We start from the raw sequence: 13,017 nt of genomic DNA, 5'->3' as shown, positions 1-13,017 counted from the left end.
TGTTAAATTTATTTCGTATCTACGTTGTTATAAACGCATAATGTCATTAAATAATGCAAGGAGCATCATACTTCCAAGCAGTACCATACCAATTTTTAAACCAACTAATTGTATTTGTTCAGAAACAGGTTTTCCACGAATCAGCTCGATAAAATAATAAACTAAATGCCCGCCATCCAACATTGGAATTGGCAATAAATTTAGAATTCCTAAGCTTACGCTCATAAGTGCCATAAAGGAAATAAAAGTTTGCCACCCCATTTCCGCACTTTGCCCTGCGACTTTGGCAATAGTAATTGGGCCTGATAAGTTATCTAAACCAATTAAACCACGTACCATTTTGACAATAGAATTCAGAATCATGCTAGACAGCTGACCTGTTTTATCTACCGCCATAAATAAAGCTTCACTCGGGCTGTATTGAATGGTTTGCTTAAAATCTTCTGGAATGACAATTTTTCCAGGATCACTTTGCACACCCAATACACCCGAAACATTGCCCATATTGTCACGTTTGCCTTGCGGCATCACTTCCAGTTGCTGTACTTGATTGTTACGCAGCACATCTACTTTCAGTAATTTTTCTGGCGATGCTTGAACAACTTGTACCACATCGTACCAGTCATTCATTTTGACGCCATCAATCGCAATAATTTGATCGCCGACTTGCATACCTTGACGAATGGCCGCACCATCTTCACTTAACTTACTGACAATTGCAGGAATTTGTGGGCGATACGGTGTAAAACCCAAGATATCTAAAGGTGATTGGGATTGATCATTTAAGAAATTTTGAATGGGTAAGCTAAATGTTTTGATTTCACCTGCGCGTTCCGCCTGTACCTGGATCTTGCCTGTTTCACCTACACGATCTACCAAGGCAAAGTTCAGCTTTTCCCATGTCGTCACAGGCGTACCATCAATGGCGGTAATCTTATCACCTACTTGCATTTGCGCTGCCGCCGCAGGTGTATCTGCCAGTACCTTACCCACACGGGTATTCAACTGTTCTTGAGAGGGTAAAAATAATAGCCAGAACAATAATATGGCAAAAATCAGGTTGATTAACGGACCTGCTGCCACAATCGCAATACGTTTCCACGGATGCTGACGATTAAAGGCATAAGGTAGGTCTGCTTCTGCAACGTTTTCTTCGCGTTCATCAAGCATTTTGACATAGCCACCCAAAGGCAGTGCCGAAAGCTGATATTGAATCCCCGATTTTTTAGACGTCCATTTTAAAATGGTTGGTCCAAAGCCGATGGAATACACCAAAACTTTGACACCTAATTTACGTGCAACAAAGTAGTGCCCAAACTCATGAATTGCAATTAAAGGTCCTAGCAAAAGAATCGCTGCAACCACAATAAATAAGGCACTCATGCTTTAGCTTCCTTTATTCAACACAAAATACTGTGCAATAGCACGAGCATTTTGGTCTGCCTGCAAAATCAGTTCAATGCTTTCTGCGGCTGAATTTTGTATTTGGTTCAAGGTATGCTCAACCACTGTCGCAATTTCAGTAAAACGAATTTTTTGCTGCAAGAATGCTGCAACTGCAATTTCATTTGCTGCATTTAAAATAGCAGGCGCCAGACCACCTTCTTGCATGGCTTGACGTGCCAGACTTAACGCAGGAAAACGTGTGGTATCGGGTGCTTGAAAATCAAGCTGATGATTGACAAACAAATCTAAAGGCGGAACATGCGTTTGGATACGCTGCGGCCATGCCAAAGCATGCGCAATTGGCGTACACATATCAGGATTACCCATTTGTGCCAAAGTTGAACCATCCACATATTGAACCATGGAATGAATAATACTCTGTGGATGCACCACCACTGTAACAAAGTGCTCTGAAATTGCAAAAAGATGACACGCTTCGATTAATTCCAAACCTTTGTTCATTAAGGTTGCAGAATCTACCGAAATTTTTTGTCCCATAGACCAATTTGGATGTTTGCAAGCTTGTGCAGGAGTAACGTGTTGCAGTTCTTCTAGGCTGTGGTTTAAAAATGGGCCGCCCGAAGCAGTCAGTAAAATTTGTGATACACCTAACTTAGGTTGTCCATTCCGCTCAGCCTGTAAATAATGTTCAGGCAAACATTGGAAAATCGCGTTATGTTCAGAATCTACAGGCAATAACAAAGCTCCATGTTCACTTGCCGCCTGCATCATGATGTCACCCGACATCACCAAAGCTTCTTTATTGGCCAATAATACGCGTTTACCCGCTTTAACCGCAGCCAGTGTAGGTAACAAACCTGCCGCACCAACAATGGCTGCCATTACCACATCCACTTCAGGATGTTCGGCAACTGCGATTAGACCCGCTTCATCGCTTAGAATTTCAATTTCAGAAATATGTTGCTGTGCAAGTGATTGCTGTAACTCATCAACTTTTGACGCAGGTACAACCACAATTTTAGGATGGTACTGTTTGCATATTTGAACCAGTTCTTGAATTCGGCTGTGCGCCGTCACGGCAAAAACTGAATACTGCTCTGGATGTTGTTGCAGTACTTTTAGGGTGCTTTGTCCAATTGAACCTGTCACACCCAAGATACAAACAGCTTGTGACATTTATAAATCTACGCCAATAAGTTTTAAAACATACATACCCGCAGCAAAAATTGGAGCTGCTGCAAGCAAAGAATCAATCCGATCTAGCACACCACCATGACCTGGCAAGACGCGCCCAGAGTCTTTAATACCTGCACGGCGTTTGATCATGGATTCAAACAGATCGCCCAATACTGAGCTAAATACCGTAAATACCGAAAGAATCAAAAATAAAATATGTTGTGCCAAAGTTAGGTCCAAATACACCACTTCGACAACAATCACAATTAGCATGGCTGTAAACACACCGCCATATAAGCCTTCTACTGACTTGTTTGGACTGACATTTGGTGCAAGTTTTTTCTTGCCTAGTTTGCGTCCAACAAAATAAGCACCTGAGTCTGCACCCCAAACCAACAAGAACAAGTACATTAACCACCACGGCGAACTATTCCATACGGAAAAAATTGCAGTGACCGCAGCAGAAATTAGAATAAAACCAATAAAACTTAAGCTTGGGTTATACCATGCATCGTATTCTGGATAAGACTTGACCCAATAAATACTGAGTAACCATGTCAAAATAGAAGCTGCCCAAAGTAACAAGGCAATATCACTAAAATAAAGTGCCATTGCTGCCAAAGCGGCAGTCAATACACCAAAGCCCCAAGCCACAGGTTTGAGGACATATTTAGTTTTTCTTGGCATGAGTTTGAACCACTCATAGCCCGCAACCCCTGCTGCAACAATCATCAGCATAAACATTGGATAGTGCGACTGAGTTGCAAACATACAACTCAACACCACAGCAACCAATACCAATGCGGTAATAATCCGCTCTAACATGTATTAATTCTCAATTTTCTCTTGTTGAATTTGCTCAGAAGTTTTACCAAAACGACGTTCGCGACCACCAAATACTGCCAGTGCATCGTCAAATTCTTCTATGCTAAATTCAGGCCACAAGGTTTGGGTAAAATACAATTCAGCATACGCAGCTTGCCAAAGTAAAAAGTTGGACAATCTAAAATCGCCACCTGTACGAATCAACAGATCGACAGGTGGTAGGTCTGCCAGACTGACATATTGACCAAAAAGTTGTGTATCTATTTGTTCAATATCAATTTTATGCGCCACAACATCTGCAGCAATTTGTTTTGCAGCTTGTGCCATATCCCACATACCACCATAACTAATGGCAATTGTGAGTGTCATGCTGTTGAAATTAGCAGTCCTTCGTTCGGCATGCAACATTAACTCACGCAAATGCGGCGACAAACGTGAACGGTCACCAATAAAACGTAAGGCAATATTGAATTTTTCCATGCGTGGTAATTGCTCATGAATTGTGGTTTCCAGCAATTGCATGAGTAAATCCACTTCAAACTGCGGACGATTCCAGTTTTCACTCGAAAAAGCAAAAACGGTTAAAGCTTGAATGTGTTTTTTTCTACAATGTTCAACAATCGGGTCAAGTACATCTTTACCAGAGCGATGTCCTTCCCCTTTTTGCATTTGATTTTTTTTTGCAAAACGATTGTTGCCATCCATAATGATGGCAACATGTTTTGGCAAAGACGCGCTGTCTTCCGATGTGGTCATTGATTAGACCTTCATCAACTCAGCTTCTTTTGCAGCAAGACGCTTGTCTACTTCTGCAACGTATTTGTCTGTGATTTTTTGGATGTCATCTGCTGCACGGCGCTCATCATCTTCAGAAATTTCTTTTTCTTTCAATAATGCTTTGATGTCGCCCAATACATCACGGCGGATGTTACGAATAGCAACTTTGGCATTTTCTGCTTCAGAACGCGCAACTTTTTGCATGTCACGACGAGTTTCTTCAGTCAATGCTGCAAGCGGTACACGAATTGCATCGGCTGTGATTGGGTTTAGACCCAAATCTGACTCACGAATTGCTTTATCAATTGCAGACACCATTGAACGCTCAAATGGCTGAACCAATAAGGTACGTGAATCTTCTACACCAATGTTGGCTACTTGGTTAAGTGGCACATCGGAACCGTAGTAAGAAACCATCACACCATTTAAAATTGATGGATGTGCACGACCTGTACGTACTTTGGCAAAACCATGTTCTAAAGACTCTAAAGTCTTGCTCATACGTTCTTCGCTGTCTTTTTTAAGATCGTTAATCATAAGATCTTCCTTACTGTATTCTAAAATTTGAGTCAAAATATAGGGTTAAATTAAACCGTAGTATAAAGAGCTTTGTGGCTCACGTACATTAGTTCGTAACGTGAGTTCCTTCTTTTTCGCCCATCACTACAGAAAGCAATGCACCTGCTTTATTCATATCAAAAACTTGCAACGGCACATTGTGATCGCGGCATAAGCAGATTGCAGTTAAATCCATAACACCTAATTTTTCATCCAACACCTGGTCAAATGTAAGTGTGTCATATTTCACCGCATCTTCGTATTTGCTTGGATCTTTGTTATATACGCCATCTACTTTGGTCGCTTTTAAGATCAAGTTAGCTTCGATTTCGATACCACGTAAACATGCTGCTGTATCTGTGGTAAAGAATGGATTGCCTGTACCCGCAACGAACACACACACTTCACCTTGAGTCAGGTGACGAATCGCATCACGGCTTGAGTAAGACTCAACCACTGTACCAATAGGCAATGCAGACATTAAACGGGTTTTGATGTTACGGCGCACCAAGGCATCACGCATGGCTAAACCGTTCATCACCGTTGCCAACATACCCATTTGGTCGCCTGTTACACGGCCGACTAAACCATCTTTTTGTAATTGGCTGCCACGGTATAAGTTACCACCACCGACAACAATACCCACTTGCACACCTAAACCGACCAAGTGTGCAATTGCCAAAGACATTTGATCGAGCACTTGCGCATCAATCCCCATGTCTTTATTACCCGCAAGTGCCTCACCCGATAGTTTCAACAAGATACGTGCATAACGTGGCTTTTTTGAATCTAACATTGTCATTACTCCAATTCTAAATTCTAAACTTTAATTTTTTACAATTTGTATGGCTTACAGCTAGCAATCCAAATCTGCAAAGCATTATGCAGATTTGACCTGAATCAGCTTGGCAAATAAGTCGTATTCATCGGCATCGGTAATTTCAACTTCAAGTAAATCACCTGCTTTAATCACGCTCTTGTCAATATCTTCTACAAAGACGTTGCCATCAATTTCTGGCGCATCTGCATAAGAACGTGCCACTGCGACTGGAAATTCTTCTTCCAAATCATCTACCAACACGGTCATGGTTTGACCAATACGTTTTTGCAGTTTAGCTGCTGAAATTTCTTGCTGAACCTGCATAAAACGCTCATAGCGTTCTTGCTTGATTTCTTCTGGCACATGATCTGGCAAGTCGTTTGCTGCCGCACCTTCAACAGGTGAATAAGTAAAGCAACCAACACGGTCTAATTGCGCTTCTTTTAGCCAGTCGAGCAAAATTTGGAAATCTTCTTCTGTTTCGCCTGGAAAACCCACCACAAAGGTTGAACGAATCACCAGCTCAGGGCATTTTTCACGCCAAAGTTTTAAACGCTCCAACGTGTTTTCGCTGTGCGCAGGTCGCTTCATCAACTTTAATACTTTCGGGCTGGCATGTTGGAATGGAATATCCAAATAAGGTAAAATTTTGCCTTGTGCCATTAAATCAATTACAGCATCCACATGCGGATATGGATAGACATAGTGCAAACGCACCCAAATACCCAATTGCCCTAAGGCTTCACACATATCATAGAATTTGGTTTTAACAGGCTGACCGTTCCAAAAGTCCAATTTGTATTTGGTATCTACGCCGTAGGCAGAAGTATCTTGAGAAATTACCAATACTTCTTTTACGCCTGCACGTTTCAGTGCCGCAGCTTCTTCTAATACCGAACCCACAGGACGCGAAACTAAATCACCACGCATGCTTGGAATGATGCAGAAAGTACAGCGATGGTTACAGCCTTCTGAAATTTTAAGATAGGCATAATGTTTAGGCGTCAAACGAATGCCTTGTTCAGGTACCAAATCAATAAATGGATTATGTTTTGGTGGCTCAGGAACATATTGATGCACCGCTTCCATCACGTCCTGATAAGCAGCCGCGCCAGTCACTTTTAATACGTTGGGATGCATTTGACGAATTTTATCTTCATCTTTACCCAAGCAACCTGTCACAATGACACGACCATTGGCATTCATGGCTTCGCCAATCGCGTCTAAGGACTCTTGTACTGCAGATTCAATAAAACCACATGTATTGACAACAACTAAGTCAGCACCTTCATAATCAGATGCGACATCATAACCTTCAGTTTTTAACTGAGTTAAAATTCGTTCGGAATCTACCAATGCCTTAGGACAACCTAAAGAAACAAAACCGACTTTGGGGGATTTCATAGAATCTGCACTCCACTAGAATGCGCGTATTGTATGACTTTTCTTTGCATAAAAATAGAGAAATAGCCGACTCTTTGCATAATGCACCAAAATACAACCATTCAGGCTGAATGATTTAAATATTGCACCATTTTAATGCATTTTTTATTTACAGTGTTTCTGTTATCCGTTATATCTTGAAAATTCAGTCCAGTTCCTGCGCATTTTTCCGATTCTTCAGTGATAAATGCACTAAAAACGAAAAGTTGGCGTGCATTTTGCTTAATTCGCCTCAATTCGATCCAAATTTGGAACATGGCTGACACATGACAATGCCCTTGCACAATATTTCATACAGGAAGCATTCACGAATGGATCAGACCCAGAGCATTGACTATCGTCTTTTGGTGGATAACCTCAGCACCGCAATTTTACTGGTTGATCGTGACCTGAATATTTTTTATTTAAACTCGTCTTGTGAAGCATTGTTTGATATCAGTTTAATTCGCGCTTCGGGGCAACCCGTTTTAAATTTGCTGCACATGCCTGATGATGAGTTCAATACGCAAGAGGCTTTCCTGAATACCATCAAAACTGGTCAACCCTACACCCGCCGTGAAGCGACCATTAATGTCAATTTTAAAGATATTCATGTCGATTACACTGCATCACAGTTAAATGCAGGCAAGCCTTATCATCCTCTTTTGCTGATTGAATTGAATCCGATTGATCGGATGCTCAAAATTTCCAAAGAAGAAAACTTTATTCAACAGCATCAAGTCGCACGTCAGCTGATTCGTGGTGTGGCACATGAAATTAAAAACCCGCTTGCAGGAATTCGTGGTGCGACACAACTGTTAGCACGAAGTTTAAATGACCCGAAATATGATGAATTTACCGACATTATTATTAGCGAGGTAGATCGTTTAAGAAACTTGGCCGATACCATGCTCGGCTCACGCCAACTACCAAGCTATGAACTGGTCAATATTCACGAACCTTTAGAACGGGTGCGCAGCCTGATCGTCAATCAAACTAAAAACAAAATAAATATTATCCGTGATTATGACCTTTCTTTACCTGAAGTCATGGCAGACCGCGATCAATTGATTCAAGTCATGCTGAATATTTGCGCCAATGCAGTACAAGCCATGACCGAACATCCCGATTTCTTTACCGAGCATCGACCTGAATTGATTTTAAGAACTCGTATTCAACGCTTGGTTACCATTAATGGTGTGCTGAATCGTTCTACCGTACGTGTTGATATTGAAGATAACGGCCCAGGCGTACCTGAAGACATTTTAGAATCCGTGTTTTATCCATTGGTGACTGGACGCGCAAACGGTACAGGACTTGGTTTGAGCATCGCACAAAATATTATGCATCAACATAACGGAATGATTGAATGCCAATCCATTCCAGGAAAAACAATATTTAGCTTATATTTACCTTGGGAGGCGAGTCATGTCGCGAAATAAAATTTGGGTGATTGATGATGACCGTGCAATGCGCTGGGTACTGGAAAAAACTTTTAGAGAAGAAGGTTTTGAAGTCACCAGTTTTGAAGAAGCACAGTCTGCACTAGATGAGTTAAACCAAGATGCACCCGATGTAATTTTGACCGACATTCGCATGCCTGGAATTGATGGTTTAACTTTTCTTGGCAAAGTCAAAGTCAGTTATCCCGACTTGCCTGTGATTATTATGACTGCGCACTCCGATTTAGAATCGGCAGTATCTAGCTATCAAACAGGTGCATTTGAATACCTACCCAAGCCTTTTGATATTGATGAAGCACTTGCTTTAGTCAATCGTGCAATTTTGCATATCACCAAACTACAACAGCAAGAATCTGCAAAATCGACAGTGCAGCCAATTCAATCGACAGAAATTATTGGTGAATCGCCTGCCATGCAGGAAGTGTTTCGTGCGATTGGTCGTTTATCGCAATCACACATTACTGTGCTCATTAATGGTGAATCAGGTACAGGCAAAGAGTTGGTGGCGCATGCACTGCATCGACACTCACCGCGTAGCAGCAAACCATTTATTGCGCTGAATATGGCAGCCATTCCGAAAGATTTGATTGAAACCGAACTTTTTGGACATGAAAAAGGTGCATTTACAGGTGCCAATACACAACGTCAGGGACGCTTTGAACAAGCCAACGGCGGCACCTTGTTTTTAGATGAAATTGGTGATATGCCTTTTGAAACCCAAACCCGCTTATTGCGCGTCTTGGCAGATGGTGAATTTTATCGGGTTGGTGGACATATTCCTGTCAAAGTGGATGTACGGATTGTCGCAGCAACACATCAGGATTTGGAAAAACTGGTACAAGATGGACGCTTCCGTGAAGACTTATATCATCGCCTGAACGTCATTCGGATTCATATTCCTAAACTGGCGCATCGCAGTGAAGATATTCCAATGTTGGCACAGCACTTTTTGGCACGTGCAGGCAAAGAATTAGGCGTGAGTCCAAAAATATTGCGTCCTGAAACAGTCGAATATATGCAGCAATTGCCGTGGCAAGGTAACGTGCGCCAATTGGAAAACACTTGTCGCTGGCTTACCGTGATGATTACAGGACGTGAGGTCTATCCTGAAGATTTACCAACCGAACTCAAGCAAATTCCAATTGAAAAATTAGCCGAACATTCTGCGCTTCATGTGGCAGATCGGGTATCTATGCAGCATTGGGATGAATTACTTGGGCAATGGGCAGTACAAAAGTTAAAAAATGGCGAGATGAAACTTCTGGATATCGCCATTCCAATGTTTGAACGCACCTTAATTAATGCTGCACTGCAACAAACCCGTGGACGTAAACGTCATGCCGCTGAATTATTGGGTTGGGGACGTAATACTTTGACGCGAAAACTCAAAGAATTAGGAATGGACAGTGCCGATGATGAAATAGAAGAAGATATGGAGAGCTAAACGCAGAAAAAATATCTAATCCATCAAAATATAGGGAAATTCAGCTTTTGAATTTCCCTATTTTTATATCTTAGACTCTCTAAGTTAAGTGCAATTAAGCCGCGGTAAATCCAACATAGCGAGATAAACCTTGCACGCCTAAATCCGTTTTATAAATCAAATATTGCGGATAACGACTTGAAGTCAGTTCTTGCCACATATCCAACTGATCATCATGTGCATGAATTTCATCGACACTGCGTGGCATGGTTTGTTCAAATACATCTGAGGCATATTCAAAACCCAAATCCATTGCGACAAACAAAGTATGCTCGCAAGGCTGAATATATTGTTCTTCTGCCCAATCAATAACAGCATGTTGGCAATGTGGGCAAAGCAAATTTTCAGTCGCAGGCGTATTCAGTTCAATGAGTTGATATGGCATAGAGCAGCATCACCAATAGTAAAATAGATAAACATAAAATCTGTTTGCATCATAACAAGCAATTTCTATATTTTGCGCTAAGCACGGCTTATAATTATAGAAATTTTTTTAATTATACTTATGGCAACTCTAGAAAATGCAATTACACTTGCAGTACAACAACATACAGGGCAGCTAGATAAAGGCGGTCAGCCTTATATTTTGCATCCCTTACGTGTAATGTTGCAATTACAACAGCCCGATCAGCAAATTGTCGCTGTACTGCACGACATTCTTGAAGATACCCACACCACAGCACAAGACCTGCAAAATTTAGGATTTCAAACGCATATTATTCAAGCAATTCAGGCGCTCACCAAACTGCCGCATGAAACTCGTGTTCAAGCGGCTATGCGTACTGCACAAAACCCGCTTGCCTGTGCTGTAAAAATTGCAGATGTGCAAGACAACATGAATTTAACGCGGATTCCCAATCCTACAGCACGTGATTTAGCCCGTTTAGAAGAATACCGACAAGTTTTAGAGATTCTGCAAAAAGCACAGCAATAAAGCACAATTAAAGATTGACAACATGCAACGATGCCACTTTAATTTAAGTATTGTTGCATAAATGGAATTTAGTCATGCTTACAGATTTGGATGATTTTTATTGTTTTGCCCAAGTGGTCGAACATGGTGGATTTAGTGCAGCGGAACGCGCCACCGATATTCCAAAATCCAAACTTAGCCGACGCGTACACAACCTAGAAGAACGCTTAGGTGTGCGTTTAATTCAGCGCAGCTCACGTCATTTTGCGGTCACAGAAATTGGTATGAATGTGTATCGGCATGCGCAAGTAATGATGAATGCTGCCCAAGCCGCGCACGACTTGGTCGATCACCTAAGTATTCAACCGCGTGGTGTAATTAAAGTCAGCTTACCTGTTTCAATTGCACAAAATGAAATTGCCAAAATCTTGCCTGAGTTTTTGAAAGCCTACCCTGAAATTAAAGTACAGCTAATTGTCAGCAACCGTCGTGTCGATATCGTCAACGAAGGGATCGACATTGCCCTGCGTGTCCGCTCAAATTTAGATGATGATCCAAGTTTGGTGATTCGCAAATTCAGCAACATCGAACAACATCTATTTGCCAGTCAGGCTTATTTGAATGAATTTGGCGATTTGAAAAAACCTGAAGATTTAAGTCATCATAAAATTTTAAGCATGTCGGATGAGCATTTAGATCAATACATGGTTGTGCATGATCAACAACAGCAACCGAAAAAAATTAAGGTCAACCCTACAGTCATGGGTTCAGATTTAATGATGCTAGCGCAATTGGCACGACAAAATTGTGGCATTGTGTTGTTGCCTGACACGATTGTTGAAGATTATGTTGCATCGGGTGAATTGGTTCGTGTTTTACCCGACTGGCACGCACCGCATGGTATTTTCCATGCCGTCTATCCATCACGCCGTGGTTTATTACCTGCTGTACGTGTATTTATCGACTATTTGGTCGAAAAGCTAACCATTCGTTAGCACATAGGATCTTTTGATTTCAGATACGAAACAGCAAAAAAAAAGCTTATCTAAGACAGATAAGCTTTGAAAACTACAATCTAAAATAAGAAAGCTAAAACAAAGAAACTACAGCAAGTATCTTTGACTTCAATTATAGCGATTGTTCATTTTTTAACAAATAGTTTAAAACTAAAGTCTAAGATGTTTTATCTATCAGTCTTAACCTGAAAGCATTCGTGCATTAAATTTCAGGATAACTCCCCGTACCTTCTGGCCACGGCGATAACACTTCAAAGCCTGTATCAGTCACAGCAACCATGTGTTCCCATTGTGCAGAAAGTGATTTATCTGTCGTCACCACCGTCCAGCCATCTTTCAGTTCTTTCACACGCGCTTTGCCCGCATTCACCATTGGCTCAATGGTAAATACCATGCCTTTTTTAAGCACCAAGCCTTGTCCAGGCTGACCATAATGCAGCACACTTGGTTGTTCGTGATACACCTGCCCAATACCATGTCCGCAATATTCACGCACAATGCTAAACCCTTCACGATGCGCCACACTTTGAATGGCATAGCCAATATCGCCCAAAGTCGCGCCCGGTTTCACCGCATGAATCCCTGCGCGCATCGCCTCATAAGTGGTATCGACCAGTTTTTTCGCTTCTGGTTTCACCTGACCCACATAGTACATACGACTGGTATCACCATAAAAACCATCTTTAATCACTGCCACATCAATATTAATAATGTCGCCATCTTTTAAAATGGTTTTGGATGATGGAATACCATGACAGACCACTTCATTGGGTGAAATACAGGTGGTTTTGGTATAACCGTGATAGCCCACATTGGCAGGAATGACTTTTAAGGTATTTACAATATAATCGTGACACAAATCATCTAAGTATTCTGTCGTGACTCCGGGTTTGACATGCTCGCCAATCATCTGCAACACCTGAGCAGCCAAACGCCCCGAAATGCGTAATTTCTCAATATCTTGCTCTGATTTAATGCTGACTTTAAGGGCGCGCATGATGAACTCCTGACCTGAAGCCTGAGATTATAGCCGTTATTTAAAACCTACTCAAACCTACTCAATGTGGGTTTGATGTTTAATTCCTACTTCACCATCAAGAACCTAAAACATTTGCTTTAGGGATTACCTCAATTCCATAGGCTGTCACGGTGTAACT

13 protein-coding genes are annotated in these 13,017 nt (G+C 41.5%); 4 read left to right on the top strand and 9 right to left on the bottom strand.

Annotated features, from left to right (window positions below; translation table 11 throughout):
- Positions 1 to 27 precede the first annotated feature (27 nt).
- The 7 genes from rseP to rimO all read right to left on the bottom strand — a co-directional run bounded on the left by rseP (position 28) and on the right by rimO (position 6,967).
- Positions 28 to 1,383 (bottom strand): RIP metalloprotease RseP, encoded by a 1,356-nt coding sequence (gene rseP, locus FTT78_RS11155; RefSeq protein WP_096901424.1) that lies wholly within the window; start codon positions 1,381 to 1,383, stop codon positions 28 to 30.
- Positions 1,384 to 1,386: 3 nt separating this feature from the next.
- Positions 1,387 to 2,583: a 1-deoxy-D-xylulose-5-phosphate reductoisomerase gene (gene ispC, locus FTT78_RS11150; RefSeq protein ID WP_180044311.1), complete on the bottom strand. Its 1,197-nt coding sequence runs from the start codon at positions 2,581 to 2,583 to the stop codon at positions 1,387 to 1,389.
- The gene (locus FTT78_RS11145; protein ID WP_004976707.1) at positions 2,584 to 3,408 is read right to left on the bottom strand and encodes a phosphatidate cytidylyltransferase; all 825 of its coding nucleotides are present in this window, start codon (positions 3,406 to 3,408) and stop codon (positions 2,584 to 2,586) included. It abuts the gene before it with no gap.
- 3 nt (positions 3,409 to 3,411) lie between these two features.
- Positions 3,412 to 4,164 carry a polyprenyl diphosphate synthase gene (gene uppS, locus FTT78_RS11140; protein WP_180044313.1) on the bottom strand — a complete coding sequence of 251 codons (753 nt, stop codon included), beginning with the start codon at positions 4,162 to 4,164 and terminating at the stop codon, positions 3,412 to 3,414.
- Between the two features lie 3 nt (positions 4,165 to 4,167).
- Positions 4,168 to 4,722 carry a ribosome recycling factor gene (gene frr, locus FTT78_RS11135; RefSeq protein ID WP_004976711.1) on the bottom strand — a complete coding sequence of 185 codons (555 nt, stop codon included), beginning with the start codon at positions 4,720 to 4,722 and terminating at the stop codon, positions 4,168 to 4,170.
- An 88-nt stretch (positions 4,723 to 4,810) separates the two neighbouring features.
- A complete protein-coding gene (pyrH, locus tag FTT78_RS11130; RefSeq protein ID WP_004976712.1) occupies positions 4,811 to 5,539 on the bottom strand; it encodes a UMP kinase in 729 nt (242 codons plus the stop codon).
- Between the two features lie 84 nt (positions 5,540 to 5,623).
- Entirely contained in the window at positions 5,624 to 6,967 is a 1,344-nt protein-coding gene (rimO, locus tag FTT78_RS11125; RefSeq protein ID WP_096901422.1) for a 30S ribosomal protein S12 methylthiotransferase RimO, read from the bottom strand.
- A 350-nt stretch (positions 6,968 to 7,317) separates the two neighbouring features.
- Here rimO and glnL point away from each other — a divergent pair, with 350 nt between their 5' ends.
- Both glnL and glnG read left to right on the top strand, forming a co-directional pair.
- Positions 7,318 to 8,427, top strand: coding sequence for a nitrogen regulation protein NR(II) (glnL, locus tag FTT78_RS11120; protein WP_004976718.1), 1,110 nt, complete (start codon positions 7,318 to 7,320; stop codon positions 8,425 to 8,427).
- A complete protein-coding gene (glnG, locus tag FTT78_RS11115) occupies positions 8,414 to 9,892 on the top strand; it encodes a nitrogen regulation protein NR(I) (protein ID WP_096901419.1) in 1,479 nt (492 codons plus the stop codon). Before glnL ends, glnG begins: the two co-directional genes overlap by 14 nt.
- Positions 9,893 to 9,986: 94 nt before the next feature.
- Here glnG and FTT78_RS11110 read toward each other — a convergent pair whose 3' ends face one another.
- Positions 9,987 to 10,316, bottom strand: a complete 330-nt coding sequence (locus FTT78_RS11110) for a hypothetical protein (protein ID WP_167845971.1) — start codon at positions 10,314 to 10,316, stop codon at positions 9,987 to 9,989.
- A 120-nt stretch (positions 10,317 to 10,436) separates the two neighbouring features.
- On the opposite strand from FTT78_RS11110, the gene FTT78_RS11105 reads away from it, so the two are divergent.
- Both FTT78_RS11105 and FTT78_RS11100 read left to right on the top strand, forming a co-directional pair.
- Positions 10,437 to 10,865 (top strand): HD domain-containing protein, encoded by a 429-nt coding sequence (locus FTT78_RS11105; protein ID WP_004976725.1) that lies wholly within the window; start codon positions 10,437 to 10,439, stop codon positions 10,863 to 10,865.
- Positions 10,866 to 10,939: 74 nt separating this feature from the next.
- A complete protein-coding gene (locus FTT78_RS11100) occupies positions 10,940 to 11,839 on the top strand; it encodes a LysR substrate-binding domain-containing protein (protein WP_004976726.1) in 900 nt (299 codons plus the stop codon).
- 223 nt (positions 11,840 to 12,062) lie between these two features.
- Here the strand turns inward: FTT78_RS11100 and map are convergent, their stop codons facing one another.
- Positions 12,063 to 12,857, bottom strand: coding sequence for a type I methionyl aminopeptidase (map, locus tag FTT78_RS11095; protein WP_004976729.1), 795 nt, complete (start codon positions 12,855 to 12,857; stop codon positions 12,063 to 12,065).
- Between the last annotated feature and the right edge of the window lie 160 nt (positions 12,858 to 13,017).

Origin of the sequence: Acinetobacter sp. YH01011, assembly GCF_013420785.1 — a bacterium.
In the GTDB taxonomy this organism is placed as follows: domain Bacteria; phylum Pseudomonadota; class Gammaproteobacteria; order Pseudomonadales; family Moraxellaceae; genus Acinetobacter; species Acinetobacter towneri.
This window is presented reverse-complemented; position numbering and strand designations above follow the sequence as displayed.

Excerpts from the sequence above, each read along its gene's own strand:
- glnL (WP_004976718.1), top strand. The coding sequence starts at position 7,318 with ATGGATCAGACCCAGAGCATTGACTATCGTCTTTTGGTGGATAACCTC.
- uppS (WP_180044313.1), bottom strand. The coding sequence starts at position 4,164 with ATGACCACATCGGAAGACAGCGCGTCTTTGCCAAAACATGTTGCCATC.
- FTT78_RS11110 (WP_167845971.1), bottom strand. The coding sequence starts at position 10,316 with ATGCCATATCAACTCATTGAACTGAATACGCCTGCGACTGAAAATTTG.
- FTT78_RS11100 (WP_004976726.1), top strand. The coding sequence starts at position 10,940 with ATGCTTACAGATTTGGATGATTTTTATTGTTTTGCCCAAGTGGTCGAA.
- FTT78_RS11145 (WP_004976707.1), bottom strand. The coding sequence starts at position 3,408 with ATGTTAGAGCGGATTATTACCGCATTGGTATTGGTTGCTGTGGTGTTG.
- glnG (WP_096901419.1), top strand. The coding sequence starts at position 8,414 with ATGTCGCGAAATAAAATTTGGGTGATTGATGATGACCGTGCAATGCGC.
- FTT78_RS11105 (WP_004976725.1), top strand. The coding sequence starts at position 10,437 with ATGGCAACTCTAGAAAATGCAATTACACTTGCAGTACAACAACATACA.
- ispC (WP_180044311.1), bottom strand. The coding sequence starts at position 2,583 with ATGTCACAAGCTGTTTGTATCTTGGGTGTGACAGGTTCAATTGGACAA.
- pyrH (WP_004976712.1), bottom strand. The coding sequence starts at position 5,539 with ATGTTAGATTCAAAAAAGCCACGTTATGCACGTATCTTGTTGAAACTA.
- map (WP_004976729.1), bottom strand. The coding sequence starts at position 12,857 with ATGCGCGCCCTTAAAGTCAGCATTAAATCAGAGCAAGATATTGAGAAA.
- rseP (WP_096901424.1), bottom strand. The coding sequence starts at position 1,383 with ATGAGTGCCTTATTTATTGTGGTTGCAGCGATTCTTTTGCTAGGACCT.
- rimO (WP_096901422.1), bottom strand. The coding sequence starts at position 6,967 with ATGAAATCCCCCAAAGTCGGTTTTGTTTCTTTAGGTTGTCCTAAGGCA.
- frr (WP_004976711.1), bottom strand. The coding sequence starts at position 4,722 with ATGATTAACGATCTTAAAAAAGACAGCGAAGAACGTATGAGCAAGACT.